Raw genomic sequence first — 22,513 nt, 5'->3', positions numbered from 1 at the left:
CGCGCCTTCGATCATGCCCCGCAACGCCAGCCAGACAAGCCGCAGAACGATGCCCAGCGCGATGATGAGCAAGACCAGCTTGGGCGATTGATATGCCGCTTCAAGCCCCCGCCTGGCGCGAGCGAGGGACAAAAGACCCACAGACATCAGGGCACCCTGTTCAAAAACATCCACGCAATGCGAGTTGCCCGTACAGCATAGTTTCACCCGGGCCGCTATCTGCCTTGAGGGAGAAGGAGTTACCGGGTCAGCGCGCCGAAGTCCCTGAGGACGTCCCGGGTATGTGGAACCGGCTGTTTGTCGCTCGGGCCGGATCGTCTTCAAAGCTGGGCCACCGCGCGCTGGCGCCGCGGAAAATCGCTATCAAATCACGAGGTTGCCGGTTTGAGGGTCATGACTTGTAAACGAGTGCAGCCTATGTGGGTAAGACGGCCTGCTAACCCGGCGCTCATCCGAACCGATTACAGCTTCGTTGCATCCTTTAGTGAACATACAGCATCCGAACGGTCAGCCCAGCCAGTGAACAGTCTTCCTCCGGCAACGAATCCAAGGCGGCGGAGAGTTGCATTCCTGAGTCTTGACGACGCTGCACAACCCAACCTGCTTTCCGGCGGGTTCTTCGCGATGCGTCAGGGCTTCAAGGACATTGGGTGCGAGGTTTGCGACCTGTTTCCGTTGAGACCTGCGGTACGAGTGCATTGGCTGGCCAAGAAGCTACTGCACCGCTCGCTGGGCCGATATTATCATTGGGATCGGGAGCCCGACTTTCTGCGGGTGGTCGGTCGCATGGCCGAAGCGCGGATCCGGCAGGTCAAGCCCGACTTCGTGATCGCGGTCCAGTCCCCCGCCTGCGCGGAGCTGGAGGTCGCTGTTCCAGTTGTGCTGACGCATGACCAGACCTTCCTCGAGCGGCTTGCCTATGTTCCGTTCGAGCGGCGGGCGCCGGCCGAGGAGTATGTCCGGCAGGCATTGGAGCAAGAGGGCAGGAGCTTCCGCACCGCCGATCTGATCGCCTACCCGTCCCGAAGCTCCTGCGACACGGTGCAGGAAGCCTACGGCATCTCCGCTTCGAAGCTTCGCATGGCGCCTTGGGGCGCCAACTTGCCCAAGGTCCCGTCGGGAGCGGAGGTGGACCGGATGATCCGGGGGCGGGGGCGTGATCCCGTTGTGCTGTCGGCCATCGGCGTCCACTGGGAGCGTAAAGGCGGCGACACGATCGTCGCGGCTTACCGGAGCCTTCGGCAAAGCGGGGTGAATGTCCGGCTGAACGTTATCGGCATGACCCCGCCGACCAAGGTGGACGAAGGCATCCACTTCCTGCCGTTCGTGGACAAGTCCACTTCCGATGGCTTCCGCAAGATCGCCGATCTATTAGCCGCCACGCACGTCCTTGTGGCTCCGTCGCGAGTAGAAGCCTTTGGCCATGTGTTCGCTGAAGCCGCTGCCTTCGGCGTACCCGCCCTCGCGGCGGACGTTGGCGGAGTGTCCACCAGCATAAACGATGGGGTCAACGGCCGCTTGCTCCCGCCTGGGGCGACCGGCGAGGATTATGCCCGTGCCGTGCTACAATTGCTGGCCACCCCGAAGGCCTACCTCCAAGTAGCGCGTGCGAGCCGTGCCCGCTTCGAGGATGACCTGAATTGGCCAGCCTTCTGCCGCACGATCGTCGATGAGGTCGCCGGGCTTGGGGCCGCTCCCCGGAGAAGCGTGCACGAGGGAGCGGACGTAGCCCGTCGGGCATAGTGAGCAGCAGTCAGATTGCCGAAGGGCAACGGCCTAACCCAGATGTCCTTCCTGCAGAGCGATAAGCGCTGCCCGGGTCCGGTCGCGGGCGCCCAATTTCAGGAGGAGGTTGGACACGTGGTTCTTCACCGTCCCCTCCGCCAGGGCAAGCAGGTCCGCAATCTCCTTGTTGCTGTAGCCCGCGCAGATCAGGTGCAGCACCTGCTTCTCGCGACTGGTGAGCGGCTCGGCGATCGAGTTGTCCGAGGAAGTAGGGCGAGATCGACCAAGCGCTGCCACCAAGCTTTCGGTCATGGCGGGCTGAAAAGCGGTTCGGTTCTCGGCTAACGCCCGGATGGCCTGGGTGAGATCCTCCAGCGAGACGTCCTTGAGCATCAAGCCCTTGGCGCCCGCCTTGATGGCCGCGATCGCGGCGTCGCCATCATCGAAGGTCGTCAGCACCAGGGTTGGCGGCAGGCTTCCGGCCTCGCGCAGGGCGTCCAGGACGCCAATGCCGCTCAGCCGCGGCATGCGGATGTCGAGCAGCAGCACGTCGGGCTCGAGCTCCGGCACTTTCTTCACCGCTTCCTCGCCGTCGCTCGCTTCGCCGACGACCTCGATGTCCGGCACCAGCTCCAGCAGGCCGCGAACGCCCTGCCGAACCAGCTTCTGGTCGTCGACGAGGACGACTCGGATCATGCGGTATGCGGAGCGCGGGCCGGCAGCCAAGCGTCGACCGTAAAGCCACGGCCTTCACCGACCTGAATTGCCAGCCGGCCCCCGAGTTGTTCCAGTCGCTCACGCATCCCGAGAAGCCCGGTTCCCGGTACCGAAGCTTGGGGCCGCGCCTTGCCGTCATCACGGGCAACAAGGCGCACGCCATCCTGCTCGGCGTAGACCCGGAGCGACAGGTTCGTGGCCCGGGCGTGCCTAACGGCGTTCGTGATGGCTTCCTGGGCGCAGCGGACCAGAACATGGGCCTGATCGGCGCCAACCTCGACGTCGGGTGCGACGTCCACATGGATGACCGGGGTGGGCACACTATGGGCGAGGCTTGCCAGCGCTTCCTTCAGGTCGCACCTTTCCGCTTCGCGCAAAGTGGAAACGACATCACGCACCTTGGTAAGAAGAGCGCGAGCAAGCGTTTTCGCCTGGAGGACATGCTCGTTCGCACGCCTCGGTTCGCCCACGTTGCTGGCGATCTCGAGCTGAAGGCCGAGCGCGGTCAGCTCATGACCCCAGGCGTCGTGCAGCTCGCGCGAGATGCGCAGCCGCTCTTCGTCGCGGACGGTATTCGCGATGATGCTCTGGGCCGCCCGCAGCTCCCGGTTCGAGTTCGTCAGCGCTCGAGCCAGTTCCTCCTCCCGCCGGAGCGCGTGGGCGGTGAACACCAGCAACAATTGCAGGGCAATCGACTTCGCGATGACCCAGCATAAGTCCGGATTGAGCGCTTGGGCTAGCGCCAGCGTCACCGCCAAAGTCTGGGCGGCGACCCACGCCAGGGCCTTGCCAGGGGTGGTGGCCATGGCGACCTGCCAGGCGACGATGGTCAGGAACATCGACATTCCTGCCCACGACACGATGTTGGCCATGGCCGCGACGGCAGCAACCTGAACCCCGAGCAGCGTCCAGTGGAGCTCCCTCCGGCGCTTCGGCGCAAGCGCTGCGAGCAATGCAGCCCCGAAGATCGCGAAGCAGACCAGCCACAGGTCCGCCACCGGGCCCCCGCGGACGCTTCCACCGGCCAGATACTCTCTCAGCACCGGCCAGCCGAGGGCCAGCCAAACAGCGACCGCGCCGATGCCGAAGATCAAACCCTGGCGAGCCTTGAGGTAAGCTTCCATGCCCGACGGCTGCCACAGGCCGGCCGGCGCGGCCATAGGCCGGAAGTCACGGCCCGAGGCCGCGCCTTCGGCCTGCCGTGTTTCAGCTGTCGCCATATTTGACTGCGCAGCCATAAGGCCGGCTGGTCGCCACGGAAACTCCCTTGCCCGCCTTCATCTCGGCCAGGGCGGCGAGCACATGATTGCGAGCGCCGTTGATATCGCTCGCATTCCTCGTCGGCTTGTCGTCGATCCCGCCCGCATAGACCAGCGTTCCGGCCTTGTTGATGATGTACATGTGCGGCGTCGTCTTCGCTTCATAAGCCTTGCCGACTACGCCGCGGGGATCGAGCAGGTAGGCGGTCGGCCGCGCGCCCGCTTTCGCAACAAAGGCCTTGGCTTCCGCGCCGCTCATGTGCCCTTGCTTGCCCGGCGCGCCGGAGTTGATGCTGAGCCATACCGCGCCGTCCCGCGCCGCCGCGGCCTGCGCCTTTTGCATGTTGCCGCTCTCGTAATGCTTCTGCACGAATGGGCAGCCCGGGTTGTTCCATTCGAGCACCACCGTCCTGCCGCGGAAATCCGACAGCATTACCGGCTTGCCGTTGGCATCGGCCAGCTTGAAGTTGGGCGCGGACCGGCCGACAGCTGGCACCGCTGTGGCCGGTACTGCGAGGACGGCCACGGCGGCGAACGCGGCAAGCATCTCTTTCATCGTCTTACTCCTTCTCAACTGACCATTGACACGAGCCGCGAGGGGGTGAGGACCTGCGGCAGGATCTCGGCCGGCTGGCCCGGCGCGTAGTAGAGGTAGAGCGGCACGCCGGAGCGGCCGTGCTTTTCGAGAAAGCGGCCGATCGCCGCGTCGCCGCGAGTCCAGTCGCCAACCAGCACGGCCACCTTCCTGGTGGCGAATGCTTCGGCGACCTGCGCGCGTTCGAGTGCCCCCTTCTCGTTGACCTTGCAGGTCACGCACCAGTCGGCGGTGAAGTAGACGAACACCGGCCGGCGCTCGTCCTGCAGCTGCGCGAGGCGAGCTTCGGTGAACGGTTCCGACGCGAGCGCGGTCCGAGCGCTGGTGGTCGCCGGCGGGTTGGCGGCAAGAGGAAGCAGGATCAGGGCTGCGGCGGCAGCCAATGCGGCCGGTGCGAGCGGAAGCCACGAACTCAGCTGCCCTTGCCGATGGCCGACCCACCACAAGGCGAGCGCGAGCACCGTCGCGGCGGCAAGGCCGAGTGCCATGCCGTTCACGCCCGCCTGCCGGCCGAGGATCCACGCGAGGGCCAGCGCAGTCAGGAACATCGGGATCGACAGGATGCGCCGCAGCCGCGCCATCCAGGGTCCGGGCTCGGGCAAGCGGCGGCGCAGCGCCGGGATGAAGCCGAGCGCCAGGAACGGCAGGGCGAGCCCCAGGCCCAAGCCAGCGAAGATGGCGAGGGCCGCGGCGGTCGGCAGCACCAGTGCGGCGCCAAGGGCGGCGCCCATGAACGGTCCGGTACAGGGCGTCGCCACGAACGCGGCAAGCGCACCGGTCCAAAAAGCGCCCTGGCTTCCGCTCCGCCGGGCAAGCTTGCCGCCGACATCCAAGGCCGGGAGCTCGAACAGGCCGGCAAGATTAAGCGCGATGCCGGTGACCAGCAGGAGCAGCACCAGGATTACCCGCGGGTCCTGCAGCTGAAACGCCCAGCCCGCCGCACTGCCGCCCGCCCGCAGGCCGAGCAAGATCGCTCCGAGCGCCAGACAGATCAGCACGGCGCCCGCGGTGTAGGCGATCGCTTCCCGCCGGGCAGTCCGCTCATCCCCGCCCGACTTGGCCAGGCTCAGCGCCTTGAGGCTAAGGATGGGAAAAACGCATGGCATGACGTTCAGCAGCAGCCCGCCGAGCAGCGCGCCGAGCAGCGCCACGAGCACCGCGGGACGGAGAGCCGAGGATTGCTTGCCTTCGGTGGCGGGAGCGGTCCCGGCTGCCGGAACGCTGCCCGGCACGGCCTTGAGCCATAGACCGTTGCCGTCGCTCAGCTTCAACACGCCTTCGACCGTGTCGATGCTGGTCGCGTTGGACGGCGCGTCGGTTTCGACGATCAGCGCGTCGCCGGAGCGGGAGAAGGTCTGGCCGGCCGCATAGGCGAGCGCGCCGTCGGTCAGCGGAAAGAAATAGGGCTCGGCAAGCTCCACTCCCGCGGGGAGCGGAACGGCGAGTCGGAAGCGATTGCCGGCGCGCTCGAACCGCCCCTCGCTGCCCAGCGGCTTGGGCAACGCCTGGCGGAAGCGGTCGAAGGTCGTATCGCTGGGTGTCGCTCTACCGGGAACTCCGGCGCGCAGATCGACCGCGACCTTGGCGGTCTCGGGCACGCAGACCTCGTCGGTGCAGGCGAGGTAATCCACAGTCGCGCGCAGGGGGAGCGCAGTGCCGGGTGCCACGTCTGCGGGCACCTTGACGTCGATCAGCTGTGCGTACTCCCCTTCGTAGACATAGTTCATCAGCCCGCCGACGATCAGCCGGCCGGGCACGGGATACTGGATCGGTCCGGCGGTGAGGCCATAGGGCAGCTCCCAGGTGATCTGGGTCTCGATTCCGCTGTCGCCTGGGTTTTTCCAATAGCCGTGCCAGCCCTTTGCGGGGCGCATCACCAGGGCCAGCGTCACGCTTCCGCCGGGCGCAACCTCCGGAGTCTCGGCGATAAGGCTCGCCGAGATCGCGTTCTTGCCAGGCTGCGGAAACTGCGCGCTGGCCGCGGCATGCAGCAGCAGGGCTGCCAGCACCGCCGCGATCCAATGCCACAGGACTCCACGAGAGGCAGCCATGACCTCGTTTCTCTCATGACCTCGGTCCCCTGACCATATGCCGAAAGTCACGGGTGCGCGGGCCGACCTTCGGCACTTACGGCAAGGCGAGCGAGCCCGCACACCGGACGGACCAATTCGAGGGAACAGCCATGCTAAGGTCCGTCGGCGTCACCGCCATCCTGCTTGCCACCGCCGCGCCGGCCCTTGCCCAGCGTGCGGGGGAGAATGCCGTGGCCTCGGCGCAGGACGCGTTCGGCACCAGTGTCGGCAACGAGCGCGTGGGGCTCTACTTCCCCCAGAGCGCCCGCGGCTTCAGCCCGGTGCAGGCCGGAAACGTTCGCATCAATGGCCTCTACTTCGACTATCAGAACGACCTCAACAGCCGGCTCGTCTCCGGCAGCAACGTCCGGGTCGGCCTGACTGCCCAGGGCTACCCGTTTCCAGCACCGACCGGCGTCGCGGACTTCGCGTTGCGGCTGCCGGGGAAGGAGGCCGTGGCCAGCACGGTGGTCGGTATCGGCCCGTTCGGCGGAACGCGGGTGGAGCTCGACGCGCAGCTGCCGGTCACCGGCACGCTTGGGATCGCGGCGGGGGTCGGCGTGAACCGCGATGAGCTGTCTTATGGCGGACACCGCCGTCTGGTCTCCGCGGCCGCCGTTGCGCGATGGCGTCCGACCGAGACGCTGGAGGTCGTTCCCTTCTGGAGCATGCTCGACAACAGCGGCGACGAAGGCCAGCCGATCATCTTCACGGCAGGCGCGGTTCTTCCGCCAAAGATCGAACGCCGGCGCTACTTCGGCCCGGAGTGGGCGCAGAACGAGTCGCAGGGCTTCAACAGCGGCTTGCTCGCCACCTATACTGCTGGCGACTGGACGCTGCGCGGCGGTGCCTTCCGCTCCGTGTCGCGCCAGGAACGCAACTTCAACGTCCTGTATCTCAATACCTCGCGGGAGGGCGACGCAGACCGCCAGGTCATTCAGGAGGAGGGCCGCCGGGTCGCGTCCACCTCGGGGGAGCTGCGCCTCACCCGCCAGCTGATCGAGGGCGATCGCCTCCACCTGGTGCACCTGATGACCCGCGGCCGCATGCTCGACCGGCGGATCGGCGGCAGCCGGCGCTTCGACTTCGGCCGAGGCCCCATCGATGAGCCGCTGGACGTGCCGCAGCCGGATTTCGTGCGGGGGCCGCAGACCACGGACGAGGTGCGCCAGTTCACCGGCGGCCTGGGCTATGAAGGACGCTGGCGCGGGGTCGGCGAACTCAGCCTCGGCGTTCAGCGGACCTTCTACCGCAAGGAGGTGGTGCGCCCCTCCGGCGCCCTTCCCGTAACGGAGGCGAGCCCGTGGCTGTTCAACGGTGCGCTCTCGATCTTCGCGACGCCCGGTCTCGTCTTCTACGCCGGGTACAGCAAGGGGCTGGAGGAAAGCCCGGTCGCGCCGGAGATCGCCACCAATCGCGGCGAGGCCCCGCCGGCGATCATCACCGAGCAGAAGGACGCCGGCTTTCGGCTCAAGCTCAGCAAGGGCCTCAGCCTGGTCGCAGGCGTGTTCGACGTGCGCAAACCCTACTTCGCCCTCGATCCGTCCAAGGAATTCCGGCAGCTCGGCGAGGTGCGCAACCGCGGGGTCGAGGCGTCCCTTGCCGGTCAGATCACGCCGCGGCTCAGCATCGTGCTCGGCGCCGTGTTCCTCGACGCGAAAGTCGGCGGCGACGCGGTGGAGCTCGGCCTCATCGGGCGGCGGCCGGTCGGGTCGATCGGTCGCGTCATCACGGGCGCGGCGAACTGGGAAGTGCCGTGGGTCGAGGGACTGTCGCTCGACCTCGCCTATGAAAGCTCGTCGGACAGGAACGCCAATGCGGCGAACACTCTGGTCATCCCGGCGCGCTACATCCTGGCGCCCGGCGCGCGCTACCGCTTCGACCTGTTCGGTAAGCCGGCAACGCTTCGCGCACAGGTGCCTTCGGTGAACAAGCCCTATGGGTTCAGCAACATCGGCGAGGGCTTCTACTACAACCCGCCCCGCCGCTTCCAAATGAGCCTGACCACGGACTTCTGAGTTATCGGTCGCCCGATCGGGACCGAACAAATTCGACGACCGCCCGTTTCGCTCCTGAGCGGCGGAGGACAAGGCTGATGGATCTGATACGTGTGGGCACGTTGGTCGTGAGCTTGGCGATGCTCGGAGGCTGCCAGACGGCAGGTGCACCTGCACCGGCGATTAGTCCAGCCGACGAGCCGGTGCTCGCCGCCGCCGGACCCGCGCAGGCAACCGCCGCTCCGTCCGTAAGCACCCAGCGCATGTCGGAGATCACCCGGGTGCTCGCATCGGACGAGTTCGAGGGGCGCTCCATGGGGACGGGCGGCGAGGACAAGACCGTCGCCTACCTGGTCGAGCAGTTCAAGGCGGCCGGCCTCGAGCCGGGCGGCGAGAATGGGGGTTGGACGCAGCGCGTGCCGCTGATCCGCACGAAACTGCAGACGCCGCAGCTTTGGATCCGGCAGGCCTCGACCACGACCCCCCTGAGGTTCCCGCAGGACATCTATCTGAGCACCGTCCGGGACACGCAGGTCGCTCGTATCGCCGACGCCCCGATCGTCTTCGTCGGTTACGGCACGTCCGCCCCCGAGCGTGGGTGGGACGACTTCAAGGGCGTGGACCTCAGGGGCAAGGTGGCGCTGTTCCTAGTCAACGATCCGGACTTCGAGGCGGCTGCGGGCGAGCCGGTCGCGGGCAAGTTCGGCGGCAAGACCATGACCTACTATGGCCGCTGGACCTACAAGTTCGAAGAGGCGGCGCGGCGCGGGGCCATCGGCGCGATCATCGTGCACGAGACCGAAGGCGCCGCCTATGGCTGGAACGTGGTGGAGAGCGCGGCGGGCGAGAACTTCAACATCGTTCTGCCGAGTGGCGCCAGGCAGCCGGTGCTGCTGCAGGGCTGGATGCAGCAGGCCGCCGCGAAGGCAATGCTCAAGCGCGCGGGCTATGACTATGCCACCCTTAAGCGGCAGGCGCGGACCGGCGGCTTCCGCCCGATCGACCTCAAGGCGCGCTTCTCCGCCTCGGCCGGCGTGGACCTGGCGCGGATCACCAGCCGCAACGTCATCGGCAAGCTGACGGGGAGTCGCTATCCGGCCGAGACGGTGAGCTACGGCGGGCACTGGGATGCCTATGGCGTCGGCGCGCCCGATGCGCAGGGCCGGACGGTGCGGCCAGGCGCCGCCGACGATGCCCTCGGCTTGGCGGCGATGATCGAGATCGCACGCCTGTTCGCGGCCGGCCCGCGGCCGGAGCGCAGCTTGGTTTTCGCCGCCTGGACAGCCGAGGAGCGCGGGCTGCTCGGATCCGAATATTATGCACAGAACCCGCTGTTCCCGCACGAGACGATGGCGGCGAACCTGACGCTGGACACCCTGCAGTGGGCCGGCCCGACCCGCGACACATTGCTGATCGGACAGGGGCAGAGCGAGCTGGAGCGCTACCTTGAGGAAGGCGCCCGGGCGCAGGGGCGGGCGGTGACACCGGAGGGTCGGCCCGAGCGCGGGCTATTCTACCGGGCCGATCACTTCACCCTGGCCAAGCGCGGGGTGCCGGTGCTGCTCAGCATGGCGCTGGCGGGCGCCTACGATCTGCAGAACGGGGGGCGTCCGGCAGGGGAGCGCTGGCTCGAAGAGTTTACGGGCAAATGTTATCACCAGACCTGCGATGCCTGGTCGCCCGACTGGGACCTGCGCGGCGCCGCGCAGGAGGCGGAGCTCTACTATGCGATCGGCGCGCGGCTGGCGAACAGTCGCGACTGGCCGGCCTGGAGCGCCGGCTCCGAGTTCCGCAAGGTGCGCGAGGAGAGTGCGGGTGCCCGTAGCGGGCAGGCGGAGACACAGCGCCCGGGCGAGCGGGGCTAAGGCCACTCTCGATAGTGCTTGCCGCCCGGTCTCGACGGGGCCGCTCAACGCGCTCCATAGGCGTGGAGACCGAACACCGTGCCGACGAACCCACCGGCCGTTTTTGTGCTGAGGAGCTTGCCGTCTGCCCCGTGCCGTAGCGCTCGCCATTGGCCGGGCCGCACCGCATAGTCGAAGTCGTACGCACCGCCACGGGCGCGGATGCGGAGCTGGACCGGGCCCGTGTGAGCGCTGGGTAGGGGTGCGGAAGCCAGCAGGACGCCGGCTGCGGCGTCCGCCGGTCCCGCTCGGCGCTCAAGCTGCACCTCGGGCCGGCCGTTGCGGTTCCCCAGCGACAACAGGAACCAATATTCGTCGTTCTGCAGCGCCGCGATCCCAGCCTTCTGCCCGGCCGCAGGGTCGAAGCGCACCGAGGTCGAGGCGGTCGCGAACATATGCTGCTGGCGCCGAGCCAGGAACGAAGGATTGCCGAAGTCGCTGAGGCCGACGGCGCGGGGCTGCAGGCGCAAGGCCCCGCCGGAAACCGCGTACCAACGCTCGCGCGGGTTGCGCATCATCATCCACTCGGGGCCGAGCGCCCGGTCGAAGTCCTCGCGCACCGTCGTGCGCCGCCGGCTGAACGGCTTGCCCGTCGCGGGCAGCGGGGGCCGCTTGTGGACGTAGGGGATTACCTGGCCGGGAGCGGTGATCCGCGGCCAACCGTTCTCCCAGCGGACGGGCATAAGGAAGGTCTCGCGCCCGGTATTATAGTGATCGCCTTCGTACGGCCGCACGGCGAGGAAGGTCGCCCACCACTCTCCGCCGGGCAGCTGCACCAGGTCGGCATGGCCGGCCGAGGTGATCGGATTGGGACGGTCGCGCGGCAGATCCCGTTGCGTCAGGAAGGGATTGGCTGGGTTGGGGATGTAGGGGCCGGTGACGTTCTTGCTGCGCAGGGCGACTTGGGAGTGACCCTCCGCAGTGCCGCCTTCGGCCGCGGTCAGATAATAGTAGCCGTCCTCCCGGTAGATATGCGGCCCTTCGATCCAGATCGGCTTCGTGCGGATGTCGACACCCCCGTTCACCAGAAGGGTGCGCGGGCCCACCGTCTTCAGCTTGGCCGCGTCGAACTGCTGGATCCAGATGGCACGGTGGCCTTCGTAGAGCGGCTCGCCGACCGGCGGGCCGTTGTTCAGGATCCACGCGCGCCCGTCATTATCGAAGAAGAGCGACGGGTCGATGCCACCCTCCAGTTCGGGCAGCCACACCGGATCGCTCCACGGGCCAGCCGGGTTCTTGGCGGTGATCACGAAATTGCCGCCGCAGTCGACGCAGGTGTTGGCGATGTAGAAGGTGCCGGCATGATGCTCGATCGCCGGAGCGAACACGCCGCGCGACAGGCCGAGCTGCTTGAAGTTGAGCTGCTCCGGCCGGGAAATGGCGTTCCCGATCTGCCGCCAGTTCACCAGGTCGGTGCTGTGGAAGACCGGCAGCCCCGGAAAATAGGAAAAGGTCGAGGTGACCAGGTAATAGTCGCGGCCCACCCGGGTGATGCTCGGATCGGGGTAGAAGCCGGTCAGGACCGGGTTGGCGTACTCGCCTGCACGCGACCCAGGGAGGGACTCGTCGCCCCGGTACTCGAACCACTCGAACACAGCCGGAGCGGCGGCACTCTGGGACGCTGCGGGGGCGGCGACCGCGAGAGCTGCAAGCAGCAGCAAGCGCAGGCGCAACATCCAGCCTTGGCGATCGGCAATTTGAGCGAGCATGTTCCTCCGGGCTTTCTGTACCAGCACGACTTGGCCTCTTGCGCGATGGTAGCGTTACCATATGGTGCTATGCAGACGCAAAGCGGAGAAGAAGATGCAGGATCAACGCGCTGCCACCAGCCGAACGCAGCGGGGGCTTGCGGCCGTTCTCGTGGCCTCTTGCGCCGCCTTGGCTTTGGCTGCGCCGGTCGCGGCGGTGCAGGACGCAAGCTGGCCGGCGGTAAGGAGCCAGGTGGCGCCCGATCGGGTGATGGAAGCGCGCATCAACGCCATTCTCGCCCGCATGCCGGTCGAGGAAAAGGTCGGGCAGATCATCCAGCCGGACATCGCCAGCATCACGCCTGCGGACGTCGCCAAGTACAAATTCGGCTCGATCCTGGCCGGCGGCAACAGCGCGCCCGGTGGCAAGGAGAATGCTCCACCGGCCGAGTGGCTGAAGCTCGCCGACGCCTATTGGAACGCCTCGCACGCAGCCGACTGGAAGGGCGAGCGCATTCCGCTGATGTGGGGCATCGACGCGGTGCACGGCCACGCTAACGTGGTCGGAGCGACGATCTTCCCGCAGAACATCGGCCTCGGCGCGGCCCGCAACCCGGAGCTGATCCGCCGCATCGGCGAGGTCACCGCCCGCGAGATGGTCGTCACCGGCATCGACTGGGACTTCTCGCCGACGCTGGCGGTGGTGCGGGACGACCGCTGGGGCCGCACCTACGAGGGCTTCTCGGAAGACCCGGACGTTGTGCGCTCCTACGCCGGCAAGGTGGTGGAAGGGCTGCAGGGGCGCCCCGGAACCCGGGACTTCATGGGCGCGGGCCGGGTGATCGCCACCGCCAAGCACTTCGTCGGCGATGGCGGAACTGTGAATGGCAAGGACCAAGGCGACAATCCGGCGCCTCTGGCCGAACTCCGCGACATCCACGGCGCGGGCTACCCGCCGGCAATCCGCTCGGGCGTGCAGGCGGTGATGGCATCCTTCTCGAGCGTAGCGGACGAGAAGGTGCATGGCTCGCGGACGCTGCTGACCGACGCGTTGAAGCGGCAGATGGGCTTCGACGGGCTGGTGGTGGGCGACTGGAACGCGCACGGGCAGGTGCCCGGCTGCACCAACACCAGCTGTCCGGCTTCGATCAACGCCGGGCTCGACATGTTCATGGCTCCCGACAGCTGGAAGGGCCTGTACGAGAGTACGCTGGCGCAGGTGCGATCGGGCGCGATCCCCATGGCGCGCCTAGACGATGCCGTGCGGCGTGTCCTGCGGGTCAAGCTGCGGGCCGGGCTGTTCAACAAGGGTGCGCCATCGGCCCGTCCGCTCGCCGGCCGGTTCCAGCTGCTCGGCGCGCCGGAGCATCGCGCGGTGGCGCGCCAGGCGGTGCGGGAGTCGCTGGTCCTGCTGAAGAACAACGGCGGCCTGCTCCCGCTCAAGCCCAGCGCGAACGTGCTGGTCGCAGGCGACGGGGCCGACAACATCGGCAAGCAGTCGGGCGGTTGGACGATCACCTGGCAGGGCAGCGGGCTGACCAACGCCGACTTTCCCGGCGCGACATCGATCTATGCGGGGATCCGGCAAGCGGTCGATGAAGCGGGTGGAACCGCCACGCTCAGCGCCGATGGGCGGTTCACGCAGCGGCCTGACGTGGCGATCGTGGTGTTCGGCGAAGAACCTTACGCCGAGTTCGTCGGCGACCGGCCGAACCTGGAATATAGCCCCGCCGACAAGAAGGACCTCGAGCTGCTTCGTAAGCTCAAGGCGGCGGGAGTCCCCACAGTGGCGGTGTTCCTTTCGGGACGGCCGCTATGGGTCAATCCGGAGATGAACGCATCCGACGCCTTCGTGGCGGCCTTCCTGCCGGGAAGCGAAGGCGCGGGCGTCGCCGACGTCCTGTTCCGCGACCGCGCGGGCCGGACCCGGCACGATTTCCGGGGCAAGCTGTCCTACAGCTGGCCCCGGCGGGCCGACGGGGGGCCGCTCAACCGCGGGCAGGCCGGCTACGACCCGCTGTTCGCCTACGGCTACGGCCTGAACTATCGCGATCGCGTCGCCGTGCCGCGGCTCGCCGAGGATCGCCCGCCGCCGGTGCCGGGCGGAGCCGATGGCGTGTTCTTCGGCCGCGGCCGAGTTCCGCCCGGGTGGAGCTTCGCGACTTCGGGTGGCGCCCAGATCCAGCGCATCGATCGACGTGCGCAGGAGGACTCGGTCCTGGTCCGGTTCGCTGGGACCGGCGAGAAGTCGTTCCGCCTCCAGGCCAATGATCCGATCGACCTCTCGCGGGAAACCACCGGCGAGCTGAGTCTGCTGATCGATTACCGCGTGGATCAGGCGCCTGCCGGTGCCGTCACTTTGGCGATGGACAGCGCCGCGGTTCCAATCGGCGGAGTCTTGAGGAGCGCGAGCCGCGGGGAGTGGCGGACGCTGACGGTGCCGCTGCGCTGCTTCGCCAGGGCGGGGCTCAACGCGCAGAAGCTGTCGTCCCCGACCATCATCAGCACGGCCGGCCAAATGACGTTGGGCGTGTCCGACATTCGCGTGGCGAGCGCCGTCGTCGATCAGAACGCCTGTTCCTGGCAGTAGGGCAGGGCAGCACCGCCCGCCCATTTAGCGGGTTCGGAGATCAGGAAGCTGTCCGCAGCCGGCCAGCCGGGAAGCCGCGGCGAGCGGACAGCTTTTCCAGTTTGCATGCCTTGACACGGAGAGCGGCCGCTCCGATGGTAGCGCTACCAAACGCAGCGGGACAGGTCAGTGATGCAACTAAGCACATCGGCGATGCTGCCGGCCGACCACCGCGACGCGGTGCTCGCCGGGCGCCTGTTGCTGGAGGCCGGCCCGACTCCGGTCCTGATCCGCAATGGCATGGTGGAGGACGTGTCGCGCGCGGCTCCAACGCTCGCCGACCTGTTCGATCTTCCCGACCCGATTGCAGCGCGCGGCGCACCTCTATTTTCGGTCGAACAGCTTCGGGCCGAGCAGCTGCTCGCGCCGGTGGACCTGCAAGTGGTCAAGGCCGCGGGCGTGACCTTCGCCATCTCCGCGATCGAGCGGGTGATCGAGGAAGGGGCCCGCGGCGACTATCAGCAGGCTGCGGCAATCCGCGACAAGCTCGAGCAGCGGATCGGCGGAGCGATCCGCTCGGTGGTTCCGGGCACCCCGGACGCCAGCCGGCTGAAGCAGGTGCTGCTGGAGGAGGGGCTCTGGTCCCAGTATCTGGAAGTCGCGATCGGCCCGGACGCGGAAATCTTCACCAAGACTGCCCTGCTTGCGAGCGTCGGTTCGGGCGCGCCGATCGGGGTCCGGTCGGACTCGGACTGGAACAATCCGGAGCCCGAGGTCGTGCTGCTGGTTAACAGCCGCGGCGAGATCCGCGGCGCGACGCTGGGGAACGACGTCAACCTGCGCGACTTCGAGGGCCGCAGCGCGCTGCTGCTGAGCAAGGCCAAGGATAACAACGCGTCCTGCGCGATCGGCCCGTTCGTTCGCCTGTTCGATGACGGCTTCACGCTGGACGACGTGCGGGAAGCGGTGGTCGAGCTGGAGATCACCGGCGAGGACGGCTTCGTCCTCCAGGGGCGCAGCCTGATGGGCGAGATCAGCCGCGATCCCGAGGAGCTGGTTCGCCAGGCCCTGAGCGAGCACCATTATCCCGATGGCTTCGCGCTATTCCTGGGCACGCTGTTCGCGCCGACCCAGGACCGCGAGGAGCCCGGACGCGGTTTCACCCACAAGGTCGGCGACATGGTGCGGATCAGCAGCGAGAAGCTCGGCACGCTGGTGAACCCGGTGACCACATCCAAGGCGGCGCCGCCGTGGCGGTTCGGCGTTCGGGCACTCATGCGCAACCTGGCCGAGCGCCAGCTCCTTACTCCGGCGAACGCCTGACAGCAGGAATACACATGGTCGATACGCTTACCCATTTGATCGGCGGCCAGGCGCTTGGCGGCGGCGATGCTTCCGAGAGCAGCATTAATCCTTCCGACATCGGGGAGACGGTCGCGCGCTATCCTAAAGGCTCCGCGGCGGAGGTGGACGAAGCGGTCCGCGCCGCCCGCGAGGCGTTCCCGGCTTGGTCCGAAGCTTCGCCGGAGGTTCGTTCCGACGTGCTCGACCGCGCCGGTGCGCTGGTGATGGAGCGGGCCAAGGCGCTGGGCGAGCTCTTGTCCCGTGAGGAGGGCAAGACGCTGGCCGAAGGTATCGGCGAGGTGATGCGGGCCGCGCGCATCTTGAAGTACTTCGCAGGCGAGGCGCTGCGCCGCCACGGGCAGACGCTGGAGTCGACTCGGCCGGGCATCGACGCCGCGACCTATCGCGAGGCGGTCGGGGTGTTCGGTCTGATCACGCCCTGGAACTTCCCGATCGCGATCCCGGCGTGGAAGGCCGCGCCGGCGCTGGCGTTCGGCAACACGGTGGTTCTGAAGCCGGCGACGCCGACTCCGGCGATCGCTCATGCGCTTGCGGCCATCATTCAGGAAGCGGGTGCGCCTCCCGGAGTGTTTAACCTGGTGCTGGGCGAAGGCGACGTCGGGCGCGCGATCACCGACCATCCGGGCGTGGATGGCATCAGCTTCACCGGCTCGCAGGGCGTCGGCGCGATGGTCGGGCAGGCCGCAATGAAGCGGCAAGCCCGCATCCAGCTGGAAATGGGGGGCAAGAACCCGCTGGTGGTGCTGGACGATGCGGATCTCGAGCGCGCGGTGACCTGCGCGATCGACGGCGCCTTTTTCGGCACCGGCCAGCGCTGCACCGCCTCGTCGCGGATCATCGTGACCGAAGGCATTCACGACCGCTTCGTCGAGGCGCTGGCCGAACGGGCGCGGGCGCTCAAGGTCGGCGATGCGCTGGACCCATCCACCCAGATCGGCCCGGCGGTCAGCGAGCAGCAGCTGGAGCAGAACCTGCGCTACGTCGGCATCGCCCGCGACGAAGGCGGCAGGGTGCTCACCGGCGGCGACCCGCTGCAGCTGGACAAGCGCGGCTACTACATGGCGCCGACGGTGATCGCCGACACCGCACCCGACATGCGGATCAACAACGAGGAAGTGTTCGGCCCCGTCGCAAGCACCGTGCGCGTCCGCGACTATGAGGAAGCGCTGGAGATCGCCAATCGCGGGCAGTTCGGCTTGTCGGCAGGCATCGTCACCAACTCGCTCAAGCACTCGCGGCATTTCCGCCGTGCGGTGCGGGCCGGCATGGTGATGGTCAACCTGCCCACCGCCGGCGTCGACTACCATGTCCCGTTCGGCGGCACCCGCAAGTCGAGCTACGGCGCGCGCGAGCAGGGCTTCGCCGCGGTCGAATTCTACACGCAGACCAAGACCGTCTACATCGGGGGCTGATCATTGTCGGATGAGAATGGGCGGGCGGTCTATCCGAGCCTGCGGGGGAAGCGGGTGCTGGTCACGGGCGGAGGCTCGGGCATCGGCGCCGGCATCGTCGAGGCATTCGTGCAGCAAGGGTCGGAGGTAACCTTTTTCGACATCTGCGATGAGGACTCCGAGGCGCTGGCCGCGCAGACCGGCGCAAAGTTCGAGCGCGTAGACCTGACCGACATTCCTGCGACGCAAGCTACGATCCGGAGGGCGGCGGAGGAGCGTGGTGCGTTTGACGTCCTGGTCAACAACGCGGCGAACGACGATCGCCACTCGATCGAGGAGGTGACCGAGGCCTATTGGGACAACCGTCTCAACGTGAACCTCAAGCACCATTTCTTCTGCGCCCAGGCGGTGATCCCGGCGATGAAGAGCGCTGGCGGCGGCGCGATCATCAACCTGGGTTCGATCAGCTGGCATCTCGCCTTGCCCGACCTCGTGCTCTACCAGACCGCGAAGGCGGCGATCGAGGGCATGACCCGGGCGCTGGCGCGCGACCTCGGGCCGGATAACATCAGGGTAAGCTGCGTTGTCCCCGGCAACGTGCGGACGCCGCGGCAGCTCAAGTGGTACACGCCGGAAGGAGAGGCGGAGATCGTGAATGCGCAGTGCCTCAAAGGCCGGCTGGTGCCGGAGGATGTCGCGGCGCTGATCCTGTTTCTGGCCTCGGACGACGCGCGGCTCGTCACCGGCCACGAGCATTTCGTGGACGCGGGCTGGCGCTGAGATGGCAGCCGAACCTCAGGTCGTCTGGGATCTTGCGGCCGAGCTCGGCGAGGGGCCGGTGTGGGTCGACGAGGCGGTATGGTTCACCGACATCAAGAAGCACCAGGTTCATCGGTTCGACCCTGCCAGCGGAGACAAGCGCAGCTGGGATGCGCCCGAGCAGATCGGCTTCGTGCTGCCTATGCGCAGCGGCGGATTTGTCGCCGGCCTGCAGAGCGGCCTGCACCGCTTCGATCCGGACAGCGGCGAGTTCAGCCTGCTGCGGGAAGTCGAACCTGACCGCCCGACCAACCGCCTGAACGACGGGGTGGTCGATCCTTCCGGGCGGCTGTGGTTCGGGACGATGGACAATGGCGAGAAGGGGAAGAGCGGCAGCTTCTACCGCTATGACCGCGGGGAGCTCGCGCACAGCGGCATCTCGGGCATCGCCATCACCAACGGACCGGCGGTGTCTCCGGACGGGAGGACGCTCAACTGGGTCGACACGCTGGAGCGGACTATCTCGGCGTGCGAGATCGGTGAAGACGGCACGCTGGGCCCCTCGCGGCTGATCGTCACCATTGAAGAAGGCGGCGGCAACCCCGACGGGCCGACCTGCGACGCCGAAGGCTGTATCTGGATCAGCCTGTACGGGGGGTGGGAGGCGCGCCGCTACTTGCCGTCGGGCGAGCTTCTGCAGCGGGTGCGCTTCCCCGTCGCGAACATCACCAAGATCGCGTTCGGCGGCCCCGACCTGCGCACGGCCTACGCCACCACTGCGCGGCAGAAGATGAGCCCGGAACAGATCGCCCGCCAGCCGCAGATCGGCCACTTGTTCGCGTTTCCGGTCGAGGTGCCCGGCCTGCCATGTCCACGCATCGACAACTGATCGCGCTCGCCGCCCTGCTGACCAGCACCGCGACCTTAGCTGCGCCGCCGCGGCTGGACCCGCTATTCACCAACGGTGCCGTGCTGCAGCGCGACCGTCCTATCCGCATTAGCGGCGACGCTGCTGCGGGTGAGCGGGTTCGGGTCAGCCTGTCTGGCGCTACTGCGGCCGCGCGGGCGGATCGGAGCGGACGCTGGAGCGTCGAGCTCCCGCCGCTGAGCGCGGGCGGGCCCCACCGGATCGAAGCGCGGTTCGCTAGCGGAGTGTCGGCGGCGGCAAATGATGTGCTGATCGGCGATGTGTGGCTCTGCTCGGGCCAGTCCAACATGGAATGGCCGGTCAAGCAGGCCTTGAGCGGCGCTGCGGAAGCGGAAGGCGCTAGGGACGAGGAAATGCGGCTACTCACGGTGCCGCAGAAGACTGCGCTGACTCCGCAGCGGCGCTTCGATGAGGCGCCTTCCTGGGCCCGCCTGACGCCGGAGACTGCGGCGGACTTCTCCGCGGCCTGCTACTTCATGGTTCGCGACCTTCGGGCCACGCACAAGGTCCCGATCGGCGCGATCGACGCGAGCTGGGGCGGCACGCGCATCCGGCCGTGGATGGACGAAGCTGCCGCCCGGGCGAGCGGAGGCGACGCGGATGCGGCGCTGCTAGCGCTCTATCGCCGCGATCCTGCGGCGGGCGCTCGGCGGTTCGGGGAGCAATGGGGCGCCTGGTGGCGCGAGCGGACGGGCGAGGCTCCGGGGCAGGAGCCGTGGCGCGCCAGCGACCGGTTGCAGTGGCGGCCGCTCACGACGATCGCGCCGTGGGAGCAGTGGGGCGACCCGGCCTTCGCCAGCTTCAATGGCCATGTCTGGGCGCGGCGGCGGGTGACGCTCACGCCGGCGGAGGCGCGCAAGGGCGCGACGCTGTCCTTGGGCGTCATCGACGATCTCGACCAGACGTGGGTCAACGGGGTGGGCGTGGGCAGCACCTTCAGCTGGTCGCAGCGCCGCGAGCACCGGGTTGCGCCCGGCGTGCTGCGGGCAGGCGAAAACGAGATCATCGTCAATATCGGCGACAGTTGGGGGCTGGGTGGCTTCCAGGGTCCGGCCGAGCGGCTGAAGCTGACCCTAGCCGACGGTTCGGTGAAGCGGCTTCGCGAAGGCTGGGAATATTCCGTCGTGCCCGCGGCGGTCGGCGTGACGCCGCGCGCGCCGTGGGACACGCATGCGGGGCTCGGCACCATCCACAATGCGATGATCGCGCCGTTGGGGGCGCTGAGCCTCAAGGGCGTCGCCTGGTACCAGGGCGAGTCGGACGTCGGTGTGTCCGGCTACGACCGCCGCCTCCTCGCGCTGATGAGCAGCTGGCGCCGGCAATTCGGCGATCCGCAGCTGCCGTTCCTGGTGGTGGCACTCGCCGGCTTCGGCAAGCCGGCCGCGCAACCGGCCGACAGCGGTTGGGCGGCGCTAATTGACGCGCAGCGGCGCGCGGCAGCCGCGGACCCTCGTGCGGCGCTGGTCGTGGCTACCGACCTCGGTGAGCGCGCCGATATCCACCCGCCGAACAAGCAGGAGGTCGGTCGGCGGCTGGCGCTTGCAGCCCGGCGGCTGGCCTACCGTGAGGCGAACGTTGCAGCCGGGATCGTCCCGGTCGCGGGGGCGCGGAGCGGCAACGAGGTTCATGTCGGGATCGCCGGCACGGACGCTGCGCTGCAGTCGCTCAGCGGCGCTCCGGTCGGCTTCGAGCTGTGCGGCGAAAGGCAGGAGAGCTGCCGCTATGCAACTGCGACACTGGCCGCTTCCGCGCCGGTGGTCGTCGTGCAGCTCGACGGCAAGCCGGCGACGCGCGTGCGTCATGGCTGGAGCGACTATCCGATCCTTAACGTGGTGGACGACGCGCTGTTGCCGCTCCCGCCGTTCGAGCTGCCGATCAAGGACTAGTCGGCGATCTTCCTTCGCCGCGTTTCCGGCAGCAGGAACAGGCCGAGCACGACCGTCAGCAGCGCGATTCCGACCGGGTACCACAACCCCGAGTAGATGTTGCCGGTGGCCGCGATGATCGCAAAGGAGATTGTCGGTAGGAACCCGCCGAACCAGCCGTTGCCGATATGGTAGGGCAACGACATGGACGTATAGCGGATGCGCGCCGGGAACAGCTCGACCAGCAGCGCGGCGATCGGGCCGTAGACCATGGTCACATAGAGCACCAGCAAGGTCAGGATGGCGATCGCCAGCGGCCGGTTGATGCGGTTCGGGTCCGCCCTGTCCGGGTAGCCCGCGACTCGGAGCAGATTCGCCGCTTGGGTTTGGAAGCCCTTGATTGCCGCCGCCCGCTCAGGAGCGCCTAGCCCGCGCGGATCGGGGACGGGCAGGCTGGTGCCACCAACTCTAAGCTCCGCTGCCGCATCCGCCGATGCTGCGACGTTGGCATAGCTGACGCCCGCTTTCGCCAGGAACGATTTCGCGATGTCGCACGAGCGCTGGTCGAACTTGTTGCGGCCAACGGGGTCGAACTGCAGCGAGCATTGCCCCTGGTCGGCGACCACTGTCACCGGCGCCCGTGCCTGGGCTTCGGTGAGGGCCGGGTTCACCGCCCGCGACAAGGCGTTGAACAGGGGGAAGTAGGTCAGGGCCGCTATGAGGCAGCCGGCCAGGATGATCGGCTTGCGCCCGGTCCGGTCGGACAGCCAGCCGAAGAACAGGAAGAACGGCGTGGCGATCGCCAGCGCCACCGCGATCATGATGTTGGCCGTGGCGCCGTCCACGCGCAGGGTCTTCTCCAGAAAGAACAGCGCGTAGAACTGGCCCGTGTACCAGACCACCGCCTGGCCTGCGACCGCGCCGAACAGGGCGATCAGCACCAGCCGGAGGTTGGGCCAGCTGCCGAACGCTTCGGTCAGCGGCGCGCGGGAGGTTCGGCCTTCCGCCTTCATCTGCTGGAACACCGGGCTCTCGTTCAGCTGCAGGCGGATCCACAGCGACACGCCGAGCAGGACTAGCGAGACCAGGAACGGCACGCGCCAGCCCCAGGCCGCGAACGCCTCCTCGCCGAGGGCAAAGCGGGTGCCGATCACCACCAGGAGCGCGGCGAACAGACCGAGCGTAGCGGTGGTTTGGATGAAGCTGGTGTGGAAGCCGCGACGTTCGTCGGGGGCATGCTCGGCGACGTAGGTTGCGGCGCCACCATACTCGCCGCCGAGCGCCAGGCCCTGGAGCAGCCGCAGGGTGACCAGCAACACGGGGGCGGCGACGCCGATGCTGGCGTAGCTCGGCAGCACGCCGACCAGGAAGGTCGACAGGCCCATGATGCCCATGGTGACGAGGAAAGTGTTCTTGCGCCCGACAAGGTCGCCGATGCGGCCGAACAGCACGGCGCCGAACGGCCGTACTGCGAAGCCTGCGGCGAAGGCGGCGAGGGCGAGGATGAACCCCGTGGTCTCGTTCACGCCCGAGAAGAATTGCGCCGACAGGATCGTCGCCAGCAGGCCGTAGAGGTAGAAATCGTACCACTCGAACACGGTGCCGAGCGAGGACGCCGCGATCACCAGCCGCGAACTTTGGGCCTCGCTCGGATGCTGCGCGACCGCGTCGTTCATGGC

Annotated in this window: 15 protein-coding genes; 9 read left to right on the top strand and 6 right to left on the bottom strand. The window is 67.9% G+C overall.

Features of this window, described 5'->3' with window-relative positions; genetic code table 11:
- Nucleotides 1–624: 624 nt before the first annotated feature.
- Nucleotides 625–1,743, top strand: coding sequence for a glycosyltransferase family 4 protein (locus QZX62_RS06120; protein WP_294172957.1), 1,119 nt, complete (start codon nt 625–627; stop codon nt 1,741–1,743).
- Nucleotides 1,744–1,776: 33 nt separating this feature from the next.
- Here QZX62_RS06120 and QZX62_RS06115 read toward each other — a convergent pair whose 3' ends face one another.
- The 4 genes from QZX62_RS06115 to QZX62_RS06100 are packed head-to-tail and all read right to left on the bottom strand — an operon-like array spanning nt 1,777 to nt 6,347.
- Nucleotides 1,777–2,421, bottom strand: a complete 645-nt coding sequence (locus QZX62_RS06115; protein ID WP_294172956.1) for a response regulator transcription factor — start codon at nt 2,419–2,421, stop codon at nt 1,777–1,779.
- Nucleotides 2,418–3,602, bottom strand: coding sequence for a sensor histidine kinase (locus tag QZX62_RS06110; RefSeq protein WP_294172955.1), 1,185 nt, complete (start codon nt 3,600–3,602; stop codon nt 2,418–2,420). The genes QZX62_RS06115 and QZX62_RS06110 overlap by 4 nt, the downstream gene beginning before the upstream one ends.
- A gap of 46 nt (nt 3,603–3,648) precedes the next feature.
- Nucleotides 3,649–4,257, bottom strand: a complete 609-nt coding sequence (locus tag QZX62_RS06105) for a redoxin domain-containing protein (protein ID WP_294172954.1) — start codon at nt 4,255–4,257, stop codon at nt 3,649–3,651.
- 14 nt (nt 4,258–4,271) lie between these two features.
- Nucleotides 4,272–6,347: a protein-disulfide reductase DsbD domain-containing protein gene (locus QZX62_RS06100; RefSeq protein ID WP_294172953.1), complete on the bottom strand. Its 2,076-nt coding sequence runs from the start codon at nt 6,345–6,347 to the stop codon at nt 4,272–4,274.
- Nucleotides 6,348–6,478: 131 nt separating this feature from the next.
- Between QZX62_RS06100 and QZX62_RS06095 the strand changes: the two genes are divergently transcribed.
- Both QZX62_RS06095 and QZX62_RS06090 read left to right on the top strand, forming a co-directional pair.
- Nucleotides 6,479–8,386 carry a TonB-dependent receptor gene (locus QZX62_RS06095; protein ID WP_294172952.1) on the top strand — a complete coding sequence of 636 codons (1,908 nt, stop codon included), beginning with the start codon at nt 6,479–6,481 and terminating at the stop codon, nt 8,384–8,386.
- 77 nt (nt 8,387–8,463) lie between these two features.
- On the top strand, nt 8,464–10,230 hold the full coding sequence (locus tag QZX62_RS06090; RefSeq protein ID WP_294172951.1) for a M20/M25/M40 family metallo-hydrolase: 1,767 nt from the start codon (nt 8,464–8,466) through the stop codon (nt 10,228–10,230).
- A gap of 44 nt (nt 10,231–10,274) precedes the next feature.
- On the opposite strand, the gene QZX62_RS06085 is transcribed toward QZX62_RS06090, so the two are convergent.
- Nucleotides 10,275–11,930 (bottom strand): glycoside hydrolase family 43 protein, encoded by a 1,656-nt coding sequence (locus tag QZX62_RS06085; RefSeq protein ID WP_366926185.1) that lies wholly within the window; start codon nt 11,928–11,930, stop codon nt 10,275–10,277.
- A 223-nt stretch (nt 11,931–12,153) separates the two neighbouring features.
- Between QZX62_RS06085 and QZX62_RS06080 the strand changes: the two genes are divergently transcribed.
- From QZX62_RS06080 to QZX62_RS06055, 6 genes are all read left to right on the top strand, one after another.
- Nucleotides 12,154–14,547: an exo 1,3/1,4-beta-D-glucan glucohydrolase gene (locus QZX62_RS06080; protein ID WP_366926184.1), complete on the top strand. Its 2,394-nt coding sequence runs from the start codon at nt 12,154–12,156 to the stop codon at nt 14,545–14,547.
- A gap of 171 nt (nt 14,548–14,718) precedes the next feature.
- Entirely contained in the window at nt 14,719–15,849 is a 1,131-nt protein-coding gene (locus QZX62_RS06075; RefSeq protein WP_294172948.1) for a fumarylacetoacetate hydrolase family protein, read from the top strand.
- A gap of 14 nt (nt 15,850–15,863) precedes the next feature.
- A complete protein-coding gene (locus tag QZX62_RS06070; protein WP_294172947.1) occupies nt 15,864–17,303 on the top strand; it encodes an aldehyde dehydrogenase family protein in 1,440 nt (479 codons plus the stop codon).
- A 3-nt stretch (nt 17,304–17,306) separates the two neighbouring features.
- On the top strand, nt 17,307–18,062 hold the full coding sequence (locus tag QZX62_RS06065; RefSeq protein ID WP_294172946.1) for an SDR family NAD(P)-dependent oxidoreductase: 756 nt from the start codon (nt 17,307–17,309) through the stop codon (nt 18,060–18,062).
- Nucleotide 18,063: 1 nt separating this feature from the next.
- Complete coding sequence (locus tag QZX62_RS06060) at nt 18,064–18,930, top strand: SMP-30/gluconolactonase/LRE family protein (protein WP_294172944.1); 867 nt, start codon at nt 18,064–18,066, stop codon at nt 18,928–18,930.
- Nucleotides 18,909–20,855: a sialate O-acetylesterase gene (locus tag QZX62_RS06055; protein WP_294172942.1), complete on the top strand. Its 1,947-nt coding sequence runs from the start codon at nt 18,909–18,911 to the stop codon at nt 20,853–20,855. Before QZX62_RS06060 ends, QZX62_RS06055 begins: the two co-directional genes overlap by 22 nt.
- Here the strand turns inward: QZX62_RS06055 and QZX62_RS06050 are convergent.
- Nucleotides 20,852–22,510, bottom strand: a complete 1,659-nt coding sequence (locus tag QZX62_RS06050) for an MFS transporter (RefSeq protein WP_294172940.1) — start codon at nt 22,508–22,510, stop codon at nt 20,852–20,854. The genes QZX62_RS06055 and QZX62_RS06050 overlap by 4 nt on opposite strands.
- Nucleotides 22,511–22,513 lie beyond the last annotated feature (3 nt).

Source organism: uncultured Sphingomonas sp., from assembly GCF_902806265.1.
In the GTDB taxonomy this organism is placed as follows: domain Bacteria; phylum Pseudomonadota; class Alphaproteobacteria; order Sphingomonadales; family Sphingomonadaceae; genus Sphingomicrobium.
This window is presented reverse-complemented; position numbering and strand designations above follow the sequence as displayed.

Coding starts and splice junctions, on each gene's coding strand:
- QZX62_RS06115 (WP_294172956.1), bottom strand. CDS start 2,421: ATGATCCGAGTCGTCCTCGTCGACGACCAGAAGCTGGTTCGGCAGGGC.
- QZX62_RS06105 (WP_294172954.1), bottom strand. CDS start 4,257: ATGAAAGAGATGCTTGCCGCGTTCGCCGCCGTGGCCGTCCTCGCAGTA.
- QZX62_RS06055 (WP_294172942.1), top strand. CDS start 18,909: ATGTCCACGCATCGACAACTGATCGCGCTCGCCGCCCTGCTGACCAGC.
- QZX62_RS06100 (WP_294172953.1), bottom strand. CDS start 6,347: ATGGCTGCCTCTCGTGGAGTCCTGTGGCATTGGATCGCGGCGGTGCTG.
- QZX62_RS06075 (WP_294172948.1), top strand. CDS start 14,719: ATGCAACTAAGCACATCGGCGATGCTGCCGGCCGACCACCGCGACGCG.
- QZX62_RS06110 (WP_294172955.1), bottom strand. CDS start 3,602: ATGGCCGCGCCGGCCGGCCTGTGGCAGCCGTCGGGCATGGAAGCTTAC.
- QZX62_RS06050 (WP_294172940.1), bottom strand. CDS start 22,510: ATGAACGACGCGGTCGCGCAGCATCCGAGCGAGGCCCAAAGTTCGCGG.
- QZX62_RS06090 (WP_294172951.1), top strand. CDS start 8,464: ATGGATCTGATACGTGTGGGCACGTTGGTCGTGAGCTTGGCGATGCTC.
- QZX62_RS06095 (WP_294172952.1), top strand. CDS start 6,479: ATGCTAAGGTCCGTCGGCGTCACCGCCATCCTGCTTGCCACCGCCGCG.
- QZX62_RS06060 (WP_294172944.1), top strand. CDS start 18,064: ATGGCAGCCGAACCTCAGGTCGTCTGGGATCTTGCGGCCGAGCTCGGC.
- QZX62_RS06070 (WP_294172947.1), top strand. CDS start 15,864: ATGGTCGATACGCTTACCCATTTGATCGGCGGCCAGGCGCTTGGCGGC.
- QZX62_RS06120 (WP_294172957.1), top strand. CDS start 625: ATGCGTCAGGGCTTCAAGGACATTGGGTGCGAGGTTTGCGACCTGTTT.